The organism is Pseudomonas sp. GD03858 (genome assembly GCF_029840925.1).
In the GTDB taxonomy this organism is placed as follows: domain Bacteria; phylum Pseudomonadota; class Gammaproteobacteria; order Pseudomonadales; family Pseudomonadaceae; genus Aquipseudomonas.
Genome location: NZ_JAOCDM010000055.1, coordinates 12596 through 32298 on the forward strand (window position 1 = coordinate 12596; position 19703 = coordinate 32298).

The following is a 19703-nucleotide window of genomic DNA, read 5'->3' on the forward strand; positions in this document are numbered from 1 at the left end:
CAGCTCCAGGCTACTTTCATGCGAGTCCATCCTAAATTAACGGAGCTTTTCGTGAGAGAGAACGGTGATACCGATTATTCGAAAGAGCTTGCTGAAGTCCTGTCGCCGTATGCAAAGCAATTCTTCAACGCGTTTTTGCCTGTAGTGGAGGTTGTCGTTTCCACTGTCATACCTAAGACATCGGAGGCTCTTTCACGTTTGCCCGAGGATTGGCCAGCTCGGTTTAATCAGTTGGCCACTCTTTCCACGAGATCTAAGCAGGCGATGCAGCTCGCATTGGACAGGGGGTGGTTTTTCGGATGGCACGTCTCATTGAGGGAGGTCCTCACGCTCGTAAAGGCCATTGAGGATCTAGAACCAGGTGACCTAGATGCCTACATGGCGGACTATTTTCGTGAAAGCTTGAATGCTTTTGCCTGCGCTCTGATCGAAAAATATCCTGATCGAGAAAAGCCCATTTCTGGTGATGCATGGAGAAACCTCTGACTATGGTTCCGAGGTGAATAGCCTGAAAGCGTTTTCATTCCTTGTGTTCGTGGGGCTTCATCTTCCATCTGTTCTTGAGCGAAATTCGGCTAGCAGTCACCCTTAGCAGCCGGTCGTTAGTCGTCAAAAGGTGTATTTAGATGACCAACGACCAGCGCCGCGGCTGTGCACCTGGGCAACCGTTGGTGTTGCTACTAGCAACACTTGGTGCTGGCCAAGCAGGCCATTTTTCGCGCCCGCGAAAATCGCAGTGCGATCAGGCGGCAGGAATTTCACCGTGAAATTTTCACCGTGAAAACTGTCGTACCGAGCAGTGTGCAGCGACTGCTTTCAGATCTGCAGGGTGTTGCTAGTAGCAACACCTGGTGCCGGCCGAGCTGGTCGATTTTTTCGCGTCCGCGAAAATCGCACTGCGATCTGGCTTCCAATCTGACCAACCCATGCCCCGGTAGCTCCATACGAAGGTACGCATAATGTATATTATGTTAAATGCCGTATTATCAGAGGCGACCTCCTGAGTCGATCATCTGTGGTTTGCGTCTGCCGGATCACGCTCGTGCATCAATCGCGTTTTGAGTGGAATGTCCCCCTCCAGCACCCTCAAGTCCTTGTATCCCGGGGTCTTCAGCGTACGCTGCTTGCTCTAGAGCCTCCATCTTGTCGAACTCTTTTTGCCGCTTCTCGAGTTCACGCTGCCGACGATGAGCGTTGCGCTCAGCTCGTCTGGCTGATGTCTGCAGCGATCTTACAGTCCCTTTCCAACCCATCACGATGCTCCATACCGAATGCGTGATGGCACATTGCACGGGCGTAAAAATTTAGAAATTTAAAGGGATCCAAAACACTTGCGAACACCAGTGGAGCGCATTATGTTGTGTCTTGCAGCAAGGAAAACCACCATATGATGTGTGCAAACCTTTCTGCGCGGCTCGCGATTTACTGAAAACCTCTTGTATCTCACATTGCTGGATGAAGGAGATTCCGTATGACAGATCGTCGCCCTCTCAACCCCAACGTGAACGTTCCGAAGCCTGGCGGTGGTGAACAACCACGGTCTCGCAACAAGGACGGTCAAGTCCGCGATAAACGGAGCGATGCTGGCAAACCGCGCGGCAAATGACGGTTTACAGGTCAGCAGCATACGATCTCGCTGCTGACCTGTTCTGCCACTGCAAATTAGCCTTCGTGTGTACACAGGCGCGGCACAATTCGAAGCAACAGTGCTACACCCTGAATCGATAAGGGGCGCTGGTAATGCGCCCTATCGAGTATCACTCTGCGATCCGCTTTATCGCTTTTTCGATACGCTGACGGCCCGCGTGGGCAAGCTTACCGACCCCGGCTTCCTTGGCTACTGCGTAAACCAGCCCCTCTCCTACGTGACCATGCTTGGTCATTTCATCTACTAAGGCACCTAGTTCGGGCAAGCAGATTTCAGCAAGTGGGCGAATGGCATCGTCATCACCCGGCCTACGAAAGACAACGTTCATATCCGACTCGAGATGAGTCGGCCAGAAGAATGTTCCTGCCTGCTCCTCTTCATGAGATCGGAATCGTGCCCGCGCTATTTGATCGACGCGATCACGAATGCGCGAGCCCGTTCTGACCCAGCCATGAGCACGCGCGATACGCCGTGCAAGCGCCATATCGAGCACAGGCCCCTCCTCTGCCACCACATGGGCAATCATCTGTTCCAAGGTAGCCGTGTAGCTCGCTTCGAAGAATCTGTCGGGATCAACCGCCTCCACAGCCTCGGCAGGGTCTGCTTCCTTGTAAACCAGGTGCTCTACTGGCACATAAGGAATCACGGTATCTTCTGCTGCTTGAGCCGCGGCAGCTCTGGCGTATTTCAACTCTGGCATTGCGCCAGACGGATCATTGGCTCCGGCAGCTGAAGTCGAAGCTACAACAGCAACCTGATCCACAACCTCAATGACTTCAGCCATGGCAGCATCGACTTTTAGGCGCTCAGCCTCATTGGTAGCATCGATGACCGCCTGCTTGGCCCTCGATTCGGCAAGCAGCTCGGTGAGACGTTGATGCACCTTTTCTGCGGTTCCCACGGCATCAACCCACCAGTCGGTCGACCAGATCCTGACGATCTCCCAGCCAAGTCCACGCAGCACAAACTCACGCAGCTTGTCGCGATCACGCGCAGTCGCACTGCGGTGATAGGTAGCCCCATCGCACTCGACACCGGCTAGGAAGCGCCCTGGAGCATCAGGGTGCACAACCCCCAAGTCTACTCGGAAGGAAGAGACACCAATCTGGGTATGGATCTGCCAACCCTTCTTGGCCAAGGCAGCAGCGACTGCCTCTTCAAATGGGCTATCGAATCCACCCACACTACCGAAATTCGCTTCAGCCAAGGCCTGCGGCCCACGTTCAGCAAATTCGAGGAAATGCTTCAGGTCACGCACCCCGACGGCTTGCGTCCGAGCAAGGTCAATGTGCTCTGGGCGGAGGGTCGAGAACAGCACCAGTTCTTGGCGAGCACGCGTAATTGCAACGTTCAGTCGGCGCTCGCCACCCGGACGGTTCATCGGGCCGAAGTTCATAGACATCACGCCGGCAGCGTCTTTTCCGTAGGTGGTCGAGAAATAGATGATGTCCCGCTCGTCGCCCTGGACACTTTCCAGGTTCTTCACGAACACAGGCTCGAGCTCAGACTCAGCGAAGTACGAGTCGAGCGACGGATCCCTCCGGCATGCCTCATCGAGCATGTCCATGATGAGCTTCTGCTGCTCACCGTTGAACGTGACCACTCCCACAGTACGACGGCTCTCACGGAAGGCCGGCGACTGAAGGCGAGCAACAAGGTCAGCAACTAGGGCTCTTGCTTCAATCAGGTTGGTACGTGAGCCGCCCTTGTCGTAAACACCAGCAACTGGACACAGCCTCACAGCCTTATCAGCCGTGAATGGCGAAGGGAACGTCACCAGCTTCGAGCCGTAGTAACGCTGGTTGGAGAACGCGATCAGGCTCTCGTGACGGCTGCGATAATGCCAGTTCAGGTTGCGCATCGGCAGGTTCGCGCTGATGCATTCATCCAGGATGCTCTCGAGATCCGCTTCGACATCCTCATCATCAGCAGTGGACTCAGCCCGGTCAAAGAACGAGGTCGGCGGCAGCTGTTTCGGGTCACCTACCATCACGACCTGCTTTCCTCGCGCCATCGCACCAATTGCATCCCAGACCGGAATCTGAGAGGCCTCATCGAAGATGACGAGGTCGAACGGGGTTGAGGCTGGTGGCAGGTATTGGGCAATCGAGAGCGGGCTCATCAGCAAGCAAGGCGTCAGCTTGGTGAGGGCTTCTGGTGCCCGGGTCATCAACTCACGCAATGGAATATGCTTGGTTTTCTTGCCCATCTCATGACGCAGCAAGCCCCATTCTGAAGAGCGGCTCACGCTGTCCTGACTTGGCAGGTCAGCACACAGCCGAGCACGGAGCCAGTCCTTCGTCAGCTCGGTGAACTTGTCATCCAGCGCTCGGAAATCGCGAATACGCTGTTCATGCTCAACGCTGACAAATGTCCGGATCACTTCCTCGTTATCGACAGTGGTATTCAGCCACCAGCGAGCGTAATTCACCTCGAAGACGCGGCGGACTTTTCCGGAGGTGATGGCTCCGCTTTCCATGGCCTGGACAATTGGGGCGAGGCCAACGGCGAGGGCCTCATCGCGCACCTTCCTCCAGGCACACCATGCCTTGAGTCGCGCCTCGGACGAAACTACGGTTTCGCAATTTTTCTTGAGGTCATTCAACGAAAGGTGTGAGGTCTCCTCAGCACCGGCCTCGGTGAAGTGACCGATCGAAGTCAGATGCGATGAACGCTCCTGCAACAACGCAAGCTTTTCACACAGGCCAACGCCTGCGAGAGCTATCGCACCTTCAGGCTCTAGCAAAGCGTTGCCATCGCCCAAGAGCGTTTGAAGGGGAGCCTTGTAAGCTGCAATCTGCTCCGGGTTCAGCGCGAGCTTCGCAACAGCAGTTGCTACCTGCCCTTGGAACACCACAGCCTGACGTGCAATCTCAAGCTTGGTCTTCAGGTCACTCCAGACCGGTACCAGCTCTCGCAGGTCAGCCAGGTCGGACAGATCACGTTCAACCGCTGCCCGCTCCTTCAACAGATCGAAGTCACCCTTCAGCAAGGCTCCACAGCGGCCCTCCTGCACTTCTGGGTGATCATCAACAAGGCGACCACGTGCTTCGATATCCCGACGCTCAGCCTGGAAGCACAGCGCTGCAGTAAGGAGTTCAATGTTAGTGTCCATGCCGCACCAAAGCTGCTGAGTGCTCGAGCCAAGGTCGGACAAGGCAGCCATATCGCTATCAAGGCGAGTCAGCGTGCGAAGCCGTCGCAGTTCTTCCTTCAATGCATCACCCAGCTGGCCTTGCTCGACCAACTGGAGCCCATCATCGATCCAGTCCGAGTCTGATTGCTGGAGCCGAATGGCCTCTTGAAGTTTGATCGACGTCGAAAGCCTCTCAGCGTCAGACTTTGAACCTTGCCAAACGGCAACGCACTCGTGCCCTGGCTCAAGCTCATCAATTGCGCGGCGCACGGCACGTATTTCTGCCCAGGTGGCTAAATCCTTACCGTGATCGGCCTCGCCCGCAGTGGTTTGAGTCGGGGCTAGCAAACCTGCGATACGACGCTTACCGAACCAGGACTTTGGCCAGAACGATTCCTCAGCCTCCTTCCACTCTCTCAGCAACAGATCGATGTCGAGCGATTCGATCGTATCGCCATAGGTCGCACTGAGCTGCTGCTTGAGCTCTACTATTTGGCTAAGCAGTGCCACCGCCTGAGCAAGCACATCGGTGACACTTTCCGGCCAGGCCGGGCTGAGCTCACCGAATATGGTGCGACGTTGCTGCAGCAGGTCAATACCCTGCTTCGCATCCGCCACAACGCGAGAAGTCCAGAGCGGCGAAAGCTTAGCGTTTAGCTCTCGATGTTGTTCAACCCACGCACAGCCATCGCTCAGCCGTTGAGAAATAGAACGGGCATCAGGCCGCAACGCGAAGCGCCAATCCTGTCCTGCTGCCGCGGGTAGTGCCTGGGAAAGGACTGACAGCCCCTCCAGTGCACCCGGGGTGTATTCCGAAGCTGGGAGCCCAGCCAACTCAACGAACCGATCAGCCGCACGCTGGACATCCAAGACGGCAGGCAACACATCACGAGCCGCCTGCACGAACTGTTGTTGCCAATGAGGTGACCATTCCGCTTGGCCAACTGCGGACAACGCATTACCAGCAAGCAGGCTGTAGCCCACAGCCTGCGCGTTCACTTCGAGACGATCGCCCAATTCACGAAGCTCAAGCATGGCCTTGTGGTCATGCGTGTCAGGTGACGCCCAGCCAACAGGGGCAACAGCTTCATCGACACCCGAAGTGACCGCGCCAATCGCATCGTAGATGGTGTAACCGTTGCGATGGCGCCGGTGCAGTCGCTCGACGTAAATGTTCAGGCTGTCGCGCAGCGTTGCGAGACGCTGAGCCTCAACCTCCCATGCAGCGGAATCGACCTGCCCTTTTGCCTCCCAAGCGGACTGCAGCTGGGCCAGCACATCAGTTTTCCGAGCCTTGCTTGAGTGCAACTCGAGGCAGAACTCACCCAAGCCAATCTCACGCAAGCGACGGTACACGACATCCAGCGCGGCGATCTTCTCCGAGACGAACAGCACGCGACGCCCTTGGGCAATCGACTGGGCGATCATGTTGGAAATCGTCTGGCTCTTGCCAGTACCGGGTGGGCCGATAAGCACAAAGTCTTTGCCCTTGGCTGCAGCCATCACTGCAGCCAACTGAGATGAGTCAGACGGCAGCGGGCAGAAAACGTCTGTCGGGCCGTAGTCGCGATCCAGCGATTGCGCCTCTGGGAACGGTGCATCCGAAACGAACGAATCGCGTGGGGTATCCAGAAGGTGCTGAACGACTGGGCTCTGCCGCAGGTGCTCAGCGTTCTCGGCCAGATCCTTCCACATGAGGTATTTGGCAAACGAGAACATCGACAGCACGACGTCTTCGCTCAACTCCCAACCTGCTATGTCCTTGATGGCATGGCCAACCTTGTTCCAAATGCCGGCGATATCAAGGCCAGAATCGTCCCGAGGCAATTCGTGCTCCAGCGACCCCAAGCCCAATTCGAAATCCTGTCGAAGCATCTCAATCAGGGTGGGGTTGAAGCGCGGCTCATCATCGTGAAGCACCATGGTGAATCCGGAGCGAGCGCTCTTGCGCTCCAGCGTAACCGGTATCAAAACCAATGGCGCCTTGTACTTCTGCCCTGCTCTGTCCTCGCGTGTCCAACTCAGGAAGCCAATGGCCAAGAAGAGCGTATTGGAGCCGCCTTCCTGCAGCGCTGTGCGAGCACCTCGGTACAGTTCGGTGAGTCGAACATCCATCTCGTTGGATGTCAGCGCAACAAACACCTCTCTGCGCTTGAGGGCATCCTCGGCATGCCGGCGACGAACATCCTCACGCTCACGTTGCTCATACAGAGCGCGCTCCCGCGGATCAGCACCATCCATGAGGTCTGGGCGGGTGAGCAGCTTCAGCGACTGACCACTGGCCAATACGTCCTCGAGGGCTCCTGGATCTGGGGACTCCAGCTTCAGCGCCCGCTTGCCTGTCTTGAAGTTCAAGAGGTTGTTTCGAAGCGAGAGATCCAGGAGTTTGCGCTGCCACCGGCCAAGTCGGTCTGCTGGGTCGAGCTTGGAAAGGTCTTCGACCACTACCTCGTGGATCTCATCAGGGATTCCAGCCCCGTCCTCGACCAGGAGCGTCGGAGAGTCCACCGGAACCTCATCAGCAATCCGTGCGATCTGAGCCTCAGCACTTGCGAGCGGCTTGATCCGTTGCAGTCGAGCCCGGCGAATATCGAGCAGCATTTCAAATTCGCTGTCCGCGTCTTCGGCAATCTGCTTCTCACCTCTCTCGACTGCGTAAGAGAAGGTTGGGACAGGATTCTGCGTACTGAGCGTCGTTTCAAATAGAACCAGTTCCCGCAGCTTCACCCGCTTGCGTACCGCCGTCACATCATCGACAAGGGCAGTAGTGAACTCCTCGGGCTTCATCCACAACCCCGCGAAAGCGTGACCGCGGGTGAACACGATGACTGGGTTCAGCCCGATTTGCTCCAGGGCAGCGCAGAATAGCAGGGTAAGATCCATGCAGGTTGCCAAACCAGTATCGGCAATCTGGCTTGGGCTTCGCACCTTTTGACCTGACTGTTCAAAACTTGCCGGCGGCAATGCATAGTCGAACTTCATCCGTGCGACGGCGCTCCAGACCGCAGACGCCAGCTGCCAAGCTCGCTTCGCGCCACCCTCGTAACCATCCAGCGATGAGGACAGTTCACTTTGGCGAAGCAACTCAGCCGTCTGCTTCAAGAGTCGTTCAACTGCCGGATCATTCGGCTGCACGAAGGCAGCCGTCATGTCAGGAATATGCCGCAACCCACCCCACTGATTTCGGGGCAGAAGGTCTACGACTTGCTCAAAACGGGAGACCTCCTTTCTGCCGCTCTCGGCCTCCTTGTCGTCCGCCTCAAGCACGAAGGTGAATGTCGACAGCTCAGCTTCGGTCAGACGACTAAGCAACGGGCCGTCCAAGACCAGATCAAGACCAGGAATGATCCGGAAGCTATCTGCCCCAATCTCGTCGATCCGCCACACCTTGGCCTTGAACACCTCAGGTTCTGAGGTCAATGTCAGGGTCGCATTAACGAAACGGTCTTCGGTCTCGTTCGCTATACGAAGTTCGCGAATTACGGGAATGGCGTTCTGGAAGTCGGCAAGGTTCAGCTTCGCCACAAGGGTGGCAAGGATCTTGACTTCTTTAGGTGGGATTTCTTCTTGAGCAGCGGGGGGCTGAACGATGTCGTCCATGCGCAACCTTCCTTGTTGTGATGCTCAAGGGAGTGCCGGACTGACCGGCCGCGAAGGGATCCTCTTGAGCTGATGGCGGGATGATAGCGTTTCCTGCTTCAGACGTAATGATCCTTTGGTCGTTCGCTGATGCTTAATCTGTTCAGCACGCGCAAAATGGTGCTTGGGGTACTGGGTCACGATCTTCGATCACCGCTAACGGCCATTAAGATGGGAGCGGCCCTGCTTACCAAAGCCAAGCAGTGGGGAGACCGTGAACAGAGCTTGGCGGTGCAGATCGATACGAGTGCCGAACATGCCAATCAGTTGGTAAATGATCTGCTGGATCTCGCCAGATGCAACCTGGGCCTGGGCATCACGGTGCAACGTCAGGATATCGATCTGACTTCGTTGGAAGTCGATGAACTCCAGATGGAGATCTGAGTAGACAGTGATTCTCATCGTGTCGCCTGTTCAAAGGTTACGTACTCAGTAAAGGCTCCGAGCTCCAGCGTGGATAATCCGGACAGCGTGCAAACCGAGGTGATGTCGGTCGCAAGTTCGCTATCCCCCGTGACATGGAACTCTTCGAGTTCAAGGCGCGGAAGTTGGAGTCACGGGTCTGCAGGACGTAACGGATGGCGTCGATCACTGCAGTGTTGCTGGCATCATTCTCCCCCACAAGCGCAGTGACGCCCTCGTTGAAGTGAATGACAAAGCCAGGAGTCAGATCGCCAAACTGGCAAAAATTACGGATAGACAGCGCTGAAAGGTACATCCCCACTTCTCCCCAGGCCAGGCTTCTATCGGCCTCTGGGCTTCCAAACCGAATGCAATATAACTGGCTATATGCCACAGACTGGGGCAAGGCGCTATCCCGAGCAGCTGGTAGCTGTAACGGGGAGCAGTGGCGAATACACCTTAAAGCTGCAGTTCGGATACTTCAGAGTCAAGCGCCCCCACCACTTGGGTGGGGGACACGCTATCAGTGCTTGAACAGCCCCAGGAACAAGTTGGCCAAGCCGATCACGATTTTCAGGATATCCAGTAATCGAGTGACCCACCACCGCTCAGGCTTCTCAGGCTTCTGAGGCGTTTCAGGTTTCTCAGGCATAGGTTCCGGAGGCGACGCAGGTACCGACTGCCGTTGATTGTCCGGATACGCTCGTTTGGAGCAGGCACGACGTTTTTTTTGAGGCACAACAAAACTCCCAATCGAATAAGGAAAATGCAGAATTCGAAGGAAGTGTTAGCGAAGGCGGTGCTTGTAGCCGTTGAGCTCAGGGCCGTCAGCGAAAAGCGGCATCTCCTGAAAAAAGATACGAGAATAGGCAAAGAGAATAAAAAGCTTTGCCACGGTGGCCCGTGCGAACGCCAATACGTCGAGCCAGTATTTGACCTCACGATGCAGAGAGGGGGTGGATCCGATGAACCGGCAGTATGAGGCGATGAACTCCAGCGCCTTGCGCGCTTGCTCAGCCTCATCCAATGCTTTTGTTAAAGCATTTGCCATGAGAGAACTTAAAATCGTTTTGCCCGTCCCACAGCCATCACAGATGACTACGGTTCCTCCATCTACTGAGCGACTATTTGCGACCCCACACTCAGCATCATCGTTGGAGGCTCCTACAGGTGGCTAGCCCATGAGTCGCTGACAGGGAGTAGAGCTTGTGACTTCCTGGAGCTGCACCTTCCTTTCTGCGTTTGCCAACCGCGCTTTCCTCCGATGCTCCATCACTTTCTATTCATTGATTGCTTTGGCGCCGAGCTCCTTGTCACGTTGGTACTGGGCTCATTCATGGTGTCAGGCGTGCGTTGCGGAACAATGCACCTGTATTTACTCACCTTGATAAGCCTTGATATGAACACTTACATTCTTTGATTGACCTTGATCAGCCTTGAAAAGCCTTGATATGCACAGGTCGGACTTTTTCGCCGTTACAGTTCTGTCGGACAATCTCCACCATTGCCTCGGCTTGCTGGAGCTCAAGGGCCCACCACCGCGATGTTTTGCCGGTTTTCGGGCGGTACTTCAACCTGTACACCCCAACAAGGTCGGCATTCTCGATGTGTCTCATCGCAATGCCTTGAACGTCATGAGTTTGCGCCTCGAAGGCATAGCCTTTTCCACCTGTATCCTCCAGCCACTGTATGAGGTCACTGATGGCATCGCCGGTGCCATGCAGGCCTACTGGATAGATCAGCTCGGCGTCCGGGTGCTGAGATTCCGCCATGTACCAGAAGCGCTCAATCAGCCCCATATTCACCAAAGGCTTAAGCACCATCCAGGCGCCACGGTTGCCGTGTTCGTCTTGACGGTTCGCGTATTCAGCAAACACCCCTGTTGAGGTCGCCAGGGTTTCTTCATTGCTGAATCCGTATAGGTTTAACAGTCCAATGGGGCAAATGGTGGATCGCTCGAAGTGCGACCAAACAAGCGATCTCGGCAGACCTCCATCGTTGTCTAGGTCTTGAACGCCATAAAGCTCGACCAGCTTTTGCAAGAGCTCAATGTTTCCAGCTTCCCGAAGCTTGGTCACTGGAGGGATTTCTGCGCCAGCGCCGTCAATCAGCTCATTCGGAAGCCAGAGCAGGTCGCCATCGTCTGCAGGTTTGTGCAGTTTGTACCTAGGTCTCTTTCCAGCTTGCAAAACTTCAATAAGCCCCGCGCCTACCAGTGACTCGATGGCTTTCTGGGCTCTCCGACGAGCCATGCGTGTGTAGGTGAAAATTGACAGTGCGCTCCAAGCAGTTGTCGCATTGTCCCTACCGGTGCCGCGCGCCATCACCAGAAGAGCTACGGCGCTGTTCATGCCCATGGAGCAGGCGTGAACAAATTCCTTGGCGCCAATTGCGAAGAAGTTTCCTTGAGCCATGTGTGTTCTACCCCATCACCGTTTTGAAAGCCAAAACCTACCTTAGATGGATGATCTCTTCAGCATCACCCCAAGCCATTTGCGCTTTTTTGTAAGAATTCCAATGCGAATCCGAGATGGATGATAACAAATGGCAACCAGGGTTAGGTGCTCTCCCCCGCCGCCAGAGTCCTTGGTGGCGCATTCGAAACATTAGATCTCTAAGGACTGGGATCAGGATGCTCTCGTCAACTTCTGACGTCTTGATGTGGCGACCAGGCGCGGTACTCCCGAGTGGCTGACCATGGATGACGGTGGGTATTGATTGCAGCTTGTTGAGCTTGGGTGCTCCCCACGTACCCACCAAATAGCAAGAAGATAAGCCAAGGCGACCACCACATTGATAGAAAGCGTGGCAGTGACCCGCTCTACCTCATCTTTTTCTCCTAAAAGCTTAGCCCGACTTACATAAATATTGGTTCAAAAATCGTTTGAAGCAATCAGTGGAAAAGCACGAATCCGATAGAAATAATCAGTGGAAAAACACGATTTATTTTGTTTTTTCAGTGGAAAAACCATAAAGGATTCCGCTAATTTATCGAAGGGCTCGGTTTGGCCTAGGAAATACGGGGCTTTGGGTCTTTCCACTCAAATCGCGATTGGTGCAGCTCGAGCCGCCTTCGACATCGTAGGCAGTAAATGTGGGTTTGCCGGGCTCCTCGTAGAGCTGGTAGATGCCCAATGATTTGGCGCCACCTGGGCGAACGCATTACGCTGCACCAACGGCCTCAACCCTCCGCCCAATCATCAACCCATGATTCACATCCTGGGCCAGCGTCTTTGCCATGCCTCTTAGGTAATGCACCGCCGTCAGCAACGTCGGCAAATGATCCGCCTCTGTCAGTTAGTGCCCTGCTGCGCATTGCCGCCCAAGGTCAATTTTCCGCCTCGGGCGCCCGAAATGCTTTGCTGTAGTAGCCGGACGGATCGAAACAGCAAACCTGCTTCTTGCCGGTCGCAAGCATATCGCAGGCATCACCTATCCGCTTTTCACGCGTCTTGAGTTGCTTCGCAGAAGTAATCCAGTGAATCCAGTCCACCCGCGCGAGGGTCGTCGCAGTGTTCCAAACCTTTTGAGCCTCAGGCCTGCTTGCCAGGGCTTTCTCGAAATCCACTGGGATGTCAGGCTCGGGCTCCTTCTTCACAGGGACTAGTTCGAGGGTAACGATATCGCCAACGGCCACACCTGCCGCATCGAGTAAATCGCTACTGACCTTCAGCCAATGGCTCAGCTGACCATCGGGTTCCAGGGTTGCCCGGAAGGGATGCCCATTGATCGTGCCTTCAACGCTCGTCCTTCCCCGCCTCGGAAGCCGCTCACTCGCGTCCCTTGGAAGTACTACGAACGCCCACGGCCTATCATCACCAGGCTTTGCCGGACGAAGAAGCTTGGCTTCGAATCGGGACCTCGCATCGTCTGTTGTCATTGCAAGTTCTCCCTCCGAGCGCCTAGTTAACCATCACCTCGTCCAGTGCCTGCTCGAGGGTGCTGACCGTGCGCTCGATATTGTGCAGCTTTTCCAGCCCGAACAGGCCGATACGGAAGGTCTGGAAGTCGGCCGGCTCGTCGCATTGCAATGGCACCCCGGCGGCTATCTGCAGGCCGTGGCTGGCAAACTTCCTACCACTCTTGATGTCGGCGTCATCGGTGTAGCTCACCACCACGCCAGGGGCCTGAAAGCCTGCCGCGGCCACGCTCTTGATGCCTTTGCGGGTCATCATTGCGCGCACCCGATCACCCAGGGCCTGTTGTTCGTCGCAGACCTTGTCGAAACCGTAGGCTTGCGTCTCTTTCATCACTTCGTTGAACCGCGCGAGGGCATCGCTGGGCATGGTCGCATGGTAGGCGTGACCGCCCTGCTCATAGGCCTGCATGATCTGAAGCCACTTCTTCAAGTCGCAGGCGAAGCTGGTGCTTTGCGTCGATTCGATGCGCTCGAGGGCCAAAGCGCTGAGCATCACCAGGGCGCAGCAAGGTGAGGCGCTCCAGCCTTTCTGCGGTGCGCTGATCAGCAGGTCGACCGCGCATTTGTGCATATCAACCCAGATCGCGCCGGAGGCGATGCAGTCCAGCACGAACAGGCCACCCACCGCATGCACGGCGTCGCCCACGGCCCGCAAGTATTCATCGGGCAGGATGATCCCTGATGACGTTTCAACGTGGGGGGCGAAGACAATCTGCGGTTTCTGCGACTCGATGGCTGCCAACACTTCGTCCAGAGGCGCCGGTGCGTAGGCAGCCTGGTGCCCCGTTTCAACCGGCCGGGCTTTCAGCACCGTCGTGGCCGCCGGGATGTTGCCCATCTCAAGGATCTGGCTCCAGCGATAACTGAACCAGCCGTTGCGTATCACCAGGCATTGCTGACCGGTGGCAAACTGTCGTGCCACCGCTTCCATGCCGAATGTGCCACTGCCCGGAACCACCGCAACAGCCTGGGCGTTGTAGACCTGCTTCAGGGTGGTTGAAATGTTCTTCATCACACCTTGAAACGACTGGGACATGTGGTTGAGCGAGCGGTCGGTGTAGACCACCGAGTACTCGACCAGTCCTTCGGGATCGATACCGGGATAGATCTTAGACATGGTGCGGTTCCTTTGGCAGAGAGGTCCATGGCATCGACCCTGCCCTAAGCTATTGCAAATGACAAGATGCATCAGGCACACCGCATCGTCAGCCTGGCCCCCTGCCTGACTTACATCAGGGAAACGCCCACTGGTTGAAGTCCCAACAGCTTCCCCTGCATGAACATTAGAGATGTCCACTTCCTTGCCCTACACGCAAAACTCCTTGTCCCGCCCACCACTTTTTCCCATCCCCGCCTCCACCCAAAATCCGCCCCTGATATCACTTCCCGTTCAGGAGCCCAAGAATTGCGCTATTTCAAACCGCTACTACTCACCCTAGCCCTGGCCACCACCGCCCAATCCACCCTGGCCGCCGACTGGCAATCCTCCCCCTACGGCCCAAACGACGAAATCGGCGCCGCCAACCTCCTCACCCCCGAAGTCGTCAAGCAAGCCATCACCCTGGTCAAGACCGGCAAGACCTACCCCCTCGCCGTCCCCGTGAGCAAGGACCTGCCCGCCTTCCGCCACCGCAGCTTCCACCTCTACAACATCCAGCCCGGCGAACAGGCCGGCCAGACCCTGGGCAAGAACAAGTTCAGCTTCAACGACGAGCTGGTCAACGGCTGGACCGGCGTCGGCACCCAGCTCAACGGCATCGGCCATATCGGCATCGACAACGTCTACTACAACGGCAACAAGGCCGCTGATTTCGTGACCGTCGAAGGCGTGACCAAGCTCGGCGTGGAGAACGTGCCGCCGATGGTCACCCGTGGCGTGGTGCTGGACATGACCGCGTACTACGGCAAGGCCATCGTGCCGGGCGGCACGTCGTTCACCGTCAACGACATCAAGGCGGTGTTGAAACAGCAAGGCATCACTCTGCGCAAAGGCGACGTGGTGCTATTCAATACCGGCTGGCTGGAGCTGATCGGCAAGGACAACGCGCAGTTCCTCGCCACCGAGCCAGGCATCGACCTGTCGGCGGCCGAGTGGCTGGCCGACCAGGGCATCGTCGCCTTCGGCGGCGACACCTGGGCCTCGGAGGTCTATCCGAACCCCACCGGCGAAGAGTTCCCGGTCAACCAGTTCATGCTGGCCAAGCGCGGGATCTACAACCTGGAGCTGATCGACACCCGCGCCTTGGTGCGCGACAAGGCCTTCGAGTTCCTGTTCGTGCTGGGCCAACCGCTGTACAAGGGCTCGACCCAGGTCAATATCAACCCGGTGGCCATCTACTGATCGCCCTGCCGCGATACCGACTCATCGGGCAGGTGAAAGGGCCAGGCCGGCAGCAGCCTGGCCCGGCCTTCACTTGTTCCTGTGCTGCGTGACGCCCATGAAGTCCAGGTACCTGGACAGCAGCGCCTTGTCCAGCGGCGGTGTCCTGATGCCGCTGCCGGCCAGGAAGCGGTCGGTGTTGCGCCGCTCGAAGTAGTAGGTCATCTCATAGACTTCGACCAAGGACTTGCCCGGGACCACCTCCTCCGTGAACAGGCTCAGCAGGCTGTAGAGTGGGCTGTTCTCATTGTTTCGCCAGAGCGCGAGCCAGTCGTGGAAATGCGCCGGCTTCAGGTCCAGGTCGAAGATCTCGTTCAGGCGCACGAAGAAGTCCGAAACGGATAGATCGTTCACAGGGTCGGGCACCATGTGGAAATACTGGCCGACGGCATCCTTGTTCCTGGCGATATGGACGATGGCCTTGGCCACGAAGTCCACGGTGACCAGCTGGTCCTTGAGCCCCATGATCATCGGGTAGGTGCCCAGCGACAGGCAGCACCTCACGAAACTGCCCCACCACTGGTTCATTTCGGTGGCGCCGGTCTCACCGTTGCACATCACGAAGCCCAGGCGGATGCCGATCACCGGCAGCCCCTTCTGGCTGGCCTGCTCCAGCACACGCTCCATGACCCATTTGCTTCTGACGTAGTTGGTGTCACGGCAGACGACCGGCAGGTTCTGGTGGATGTCTTCGTCCTCGTACATCCAGGTCTTGCCGGTGAGCAGATAACCCCAGCTGAACACCGCCACGGTGGAGCATGCCACCAGGTACTTGAGCTTGAAGCGGGTGGCAAACTCGATGATCTGCTGGATGCCGTCGACGTTGACGGCCTTCATGATGGGGTACGGCTTGATGTAGTTGACGTTGCCCCCGGTGTGATAGACCACCTCGACCTCGCTCGCAAGGTCGCGGTAGGCCGCCTCCGGCAAGCCCATGCGCGCCAGCGTGAAGTCGCCGACCACGGGCTTGATGCGGGCTGCGTGCTCCTCTGGCCAGGCCTGCTTGTATTTCTCGAGGGTGAACTTGATCCGGCTGATGGCATGGATCACGCTTTCGGCCCGCACCAGGCAATAGACCTCGGCTGTGGTCGTGTTCAGCAGCTCCAGCAGCAGGTGCGCGCCGACGAATCCGGTGGCACCGGTGAGCAGCACCTTGCGCGGGTTGGCCAATACGTCGGGGTCGATCTGCGTCGGATAGTCATGATCCGCCTGCAGCGAAATGTCGCCCAGCAGGACCTGGGTCGAAATCCGCTGTTTTTCCTCGAAGGTCAGCGGCACCTGGTCGTGTCGTGCCCTGACCTGCGCGGCGAGGCCCTCCAGTGTCGGGTACAGGTAGAGGTCTATCAGCGTCAGGTGCTTCCTGATCTGCGCAGGCAAGGCGGTGAGCACCCGGACCACGCCCAGTGAATGGCCGCCCAGCTCGAAGAAGTTGTCCCTAGGATCTATGTCCTGCACTTGCAGTACATGGCGCCAGATGGCGGCCAGAATCCCTTCGATGTCCTGCTCGTCATAGCCGTCCAGCGACAGTGCTTCGTCGGTGGGCATCGCCTGCAGCGCCTTTCTGTCCACCTTGCCGCTGAACGCCAGCGGCAGGCTGTCGAGGATCACGATCTTGTCCGGCACCATGTAGGTGGGCAGAGTCTTGTGCAGTGCCTTGCGGATACGGGCTTTGACCTGCAACGCAGTTTCCCGCGTGGCGCCGCCCAGGGTCACGAAGGCCGCCAGGATGGGTTGCCCGTGCTCGGCGTTGACCGCCACCACCGCGGCTTCCTTGACATCCTCGAGGACGTTGATTGCCCCCTCGATTTCCGCCGCCTCGATGCGGAACCCGCGCACCTTCAGTTGCGTATCGTTCCTGCCGATGAACTCGAGGTTGTCGTCCGCCAGCCGCCGCACGATGTCCCCGGTCCGATAGGCGCGCAGTCTCGGCGAGCCGACGTCCGCGTCGATGAACACGAACCTTTCGCGGGTCTGCTCCGGTTTGCCGAGGTATTCCTTGGCCAGCTGGTCGCCGCTGATGAACAGCTCCCCGGGCTCACCCACCGGCAATGGCTGTAGCGTGGCGTCGAGCACATGGAATCCCACGCCGGTCAGTGGCTTGCCGATGGTTCTGACACTCTGCCCTGGCTGGTACGGATGGCAGGTTACCGCGATGGTGCTTTCGGTAGGCCCGTAGGCGTTGTACAGCTTGACCTTGTCCGCCCAGTACAGGAACACGTGTTCGGCACAGGCCTCCCCGCCCACGCCGATACTGCGCAGCTCGCCGATCGGCTCCTCGGTAGGCAGCGACGCCAGGATCGTCGGGGTGATCATGGTGATGACGTCGATGTGGTTCGCCCTGATGAAATCGAGCAACGGCGCGCCCAGCACCTTGTTGTCGGGGTACAGGTACAAGCTGGCCCCCACCAGCAACGGAATCCACAGGTCCATGAAGGAGGCGTCGAAGGTGTAGGAAAGCAGCTGGATGACCTTGTTCTTCGCGCACACACCCGTGACGCGGGGGTAGTTGACGGCAAAGCTGTGGACGGCGCCGTGGTGTACCGCGACGCCCTTGGGCTTTCCGGTACTGCCGGAGGTGTAGATGACATAAATGAGGTCGTGTGGGGCGACGTTGACCCGCAGATTGCCAGCGGGGTGATCGGCAATCATGCGCGCCTGTTCTTCCTCGGCCGGCACTACCCGCTGGCCCTGGTAACTGGAGAACTTTTCCAGCACCTGTTCGCAAGCGATCAGGAACCGCGCGCCGGTGTCTTCCAGGATCAGTTCCAGGCGTGCTTCGGGATAATCCGGGTCAAGCGGGACATAGGCCGCACCGGCCTTCATGACGGCGAGCATGAACAAGGGTCGGTCGAACGACTGCACGGCACAGATCGCCACCAGCGCCCCGGGGGTGACGCCGATGTCGATCAGGTGCCTTGCGAGGCGATTGGCGCGCTCGTTGAGCGCCTGGTAGCTGACACTCTGCGCCCCATGGTAAATGGCGGTCTTCTGCGCCTGCAGTTCTGCCTGGTGTTCGAACAGCTCGACGACGGTACCTGCGTTTGCATAATCCATTGCAATGTTCCTCCGTTGTGTCCGACACGTGCCTGGACGCGCTCACGCCACAAGGGGCAATGTCTCCCTTTCATGGGGCGACGTCATGAGCAAACTTGGAAACTGCAAAGGGCAAGCAAAGCCATTCATTCCAGAGGCCGGGCGCCATGGCCTGATGTCGCGTTGGGTGTCGGTAGCCCCAGACTAGTCGAGCGCGCCGCTGTCATGGCCCAGGGGATTGCGAAAAGGCCGAGGTTTCGACAAACGGGCAATCGGCGCTGGGTGTTGCATATCTTCCCAGTATTCCGTGCGCGCATGCTCGTCAGGGATGAGGCGCGACAGCGGTGGACACCGCATCAAGGAAGATCAGTTGCAGCGGCTGCGCCAACCACTGATCGGCCTGCTCGGCAAAGCGCTGGAAGTGCGCGGTGGCCAGGTGCGTGTCCAGGGCCTGCTGGTTATCGAAGGCCTCGCGCATGTAGAACGTCCCGGGCTCATCGCTGCGCTCGAACAGCATGTAGTCGCGGTTGCCGGGCTCCGCCCGGGTCGGCTCGATCAAGGTCAGCAAGGCCGCTTTCAGCGACGCTGCCTGGCCTGGCTTGGCCTTGAGGATGGCAAGGGAAACGAGGGGATGGACTTGTTGGTTCATATACGGTTCCTGGTCAGTTGCGGATCGACTGGCCTGCGGTTGTTTGTGCATGGGCTATTGACCGTGTGTGGGCCACTTGTGTCCGCCGCGACTCTTGCAGCGCCTATCAGATCGAGCGCCGCCCGCGCGGCGCATCGCGACGCAAGGCCGCTCCTACATCTGTTTCGGGCCAGTCAATCCTGTGCCATTACCTGGTCAGCCTTGTTGGTCCGACGAAATTTCAGCATGGGCACCACTGCCGCCCCGCACGACTTGAGGCATGGGCCAAGGCGGGCGCCGCCTTATTCACAGGAAAAATTGGCCCGAAACAGATGTAGGAGCGGCCTTGCGTCGCGATGCGCCGCGCGGGCAGCGCTCGATCTCACAGGCGCTGCAAGGCTTTCGGCGGACACCTTGAAAAGACTGGCTTCAGAACCCTTCCAGGACAATCTTGCCGCGCGCCTTGCCACTCTCGACCAGCGCATGGGCGCGGCGCATGTTGGCGGCAGTGATGGCACCGAAATGCTCGCCCAGGGTGGTGCGCAGGGTGCCCTGGTCGATCAGCTCGGCCACTCGCTCGAGCAACTCATGCTGGCGCACCATGTCGTCGGTCTCGTACAGCGAACGGGTGAACATCAACTCCCAGTGCAGTGACAGCGACTTGCGCTTGAGCGGCATGACATCCAGCGTCCGTGGGTCGTCGATCACCCCCAGGCGACCCTGTGGCCGCAGCACCTCGACCAGTTGCGAGAAATGCTGTTCGGTGTGCGTGAGGCTGGCGACATGGCTCACCGATTCGATCCCCAAGGCCTGCAGTTGCCCTTGCAGCGGCGCGCTGTGATCGATGACGTGATGGGCACCCAGTTCGCGCACCCAGTCAGCGGTCTCGGCGCGCGATGCCGTGCCGATGACCGTCAG

The 19703-nt window shown here is 57.8% G+C and carries 12 protein-coding genes; 3 read left to right on the plus strand and 9 right to left on the minus strand.

Annotated features, from left to right (window positions below; all coding sequences use genetic code 11):
• Window positions 1-51: 51 nt before the first annotated feature.
• Window positions 52-486, plus strand: coding sequence for a hypothetical protein (locus N5D48_RS15360; protein ID WP_279885730.1), 435 nt, complete (start codon window positions 52-54; stop codon window positions 484-486).
• 1271 nt (window positions 487-1757) lie between these two features.
• Here N5D48_RS15360 and N5D48_RS15365 read toward each other — a convergent pair.
• Window positions 1758-8384: a DUF3320 domain-containing protein gene (locus tag N5D48_RS15365; protein ID WP_279885732.1), complete on the minus strand. Its 6627-nt coding sequence runs from the start codon at window positions 8382-8384 to the stop codon at window positions 1758-1760.
• A 129-nt stretch (window positions 8385-8513) separates the two neighbouring features.
• Between N5D48_RS15365 and N5D48_RS15370 the strand changes: the two genes are divergently transcribed.
• Entirely contained in the window at window positions 8514-8807 is a 294-nt protein-coding gene (locus tag N5D48_RS15370; protein WP_279885736.1) for a histidine kinase dimerization/phospho-acceptor domain-containing protein, read from the plus strand.
• 37 nt (window positions 8808-8844) lie between these two features.
• Here N5D48_RS15370 and N5D48_RS15375 read toward each other — a convergent pair whose 3' ends face one another.
• The 5 genes from N5D48_RS15375 to N5D48_RS15395 all read right to left on the minus strand — a co-directional run bounded on the left by N5D48_RS15375 (window position 8845) and on the right by N5D48_RS15395 (window position 13861).
• Entirely contained in the window at window positions 8845-9141 is a 297-nt protein-coding gene (locus tag N5D48_RS15375; protein WP_279885737.1) for an AAA family ATPase, read from the minus strand.
• Between the two features lie 471 nt (window positions 9142-9612).
• Complete coding sequence (locus N5D48_RS15380) at window positions 9613-9876, minus strand: hypothetical protein (protein WP_279885739.1); 264 nt, start codon at window positions 9874-9876, stop codon at window positions 9613-9615.
• Between the two features lie 379 nt (window positions 9877-10255).
• Window positions 10256-11239 (minus strand): hypothetical protein, encoded by a 984-nt coding sequence (locus N5D48_RS15385; protein ID WP_279885741.1) that lies wholly within the window; start codon window positions 11237-11239, stop codon window positions 10256-10258.
• A gap of 914 nt (window positions 11240-12153) precedes the next feature.
• On the minus strand, window positions 12154-12705 hold the full coding sequence (locus N5D48_RS15390; protein WP_279885743.1) for a YdeI/OmpD-associated family protein: 552 nt from the start codon (window positions 12703-12705) through the stop codon (window positions 12154-12156).
• A gap of 22 nt (window positions 12706-12727) precedes the next feature.
• The gene (locus N5D48_RS15395; protein ID WP_279885745.1) at window positions 12728-13861 is read right to left on the minus strand and encodes an aminotransferase class V-fold PLP-dependent enzyme; all 1134 of its coding nucleotides are present in this window, start codon (window positions 13859-13861) and stop codon (window positions 12728-12730) included.
• A 288-nt stretch (window positions 13862-14149) separates the two neighbouring features.
• Here N5D48_RS15395 and N5D48_RS15400 point away from each other — a divergent pair, with 288 nt between their 5' ends.
• Window positions 14150-15085: a cyclase family protein gene (locus N5D48_RS15400; protein WP_279885746.1), complete on the plus strand. Its 936-nt coding sequence runs from the start codon at window positions 14150-14152 to the stop codon at window positions 15083-15085.
• Window positions 15086-15154: 69 nt separating this feature from the next.
• Here the strand turns inward: N5D48_RS15400 and N5D48_RS15405 are convergent, their stop codons facing one another.
• The 3 genes from N5D48_RS15405 to N5D48_RS15415 all read right to left on the minus strand — a co-directional run.
• Entirely contained in the window at window positions 15155-18178 is a 3024-nt protein-coding gene (locus N5D48_RS15405) for an amino acid adenylation domain-containing protein (protein ID WP_279885748.1), read from the minus strand.
• 301 nt (window positions 18179-18479) lie between these two features.
• A complete protein-coding gene (locus N5D48_RS15410; RefSeq protein WP_279885751.1) occupies window positions 18480-18806 on the minus strand; it encodes a putative quinol monooxygenase in 327 nt (108 codons plus the stop codon).
• A 408-nt stretch (window positions 18807-19214) separates the two neighbouring features.
• Window positions 19215-19703: zinc-binding dehydrogenase (locus tag N5D48_RS15415; protein WP_279885753.1), on the minus strand; the 489-nt coding region annotated here is incomplete at its 5' end.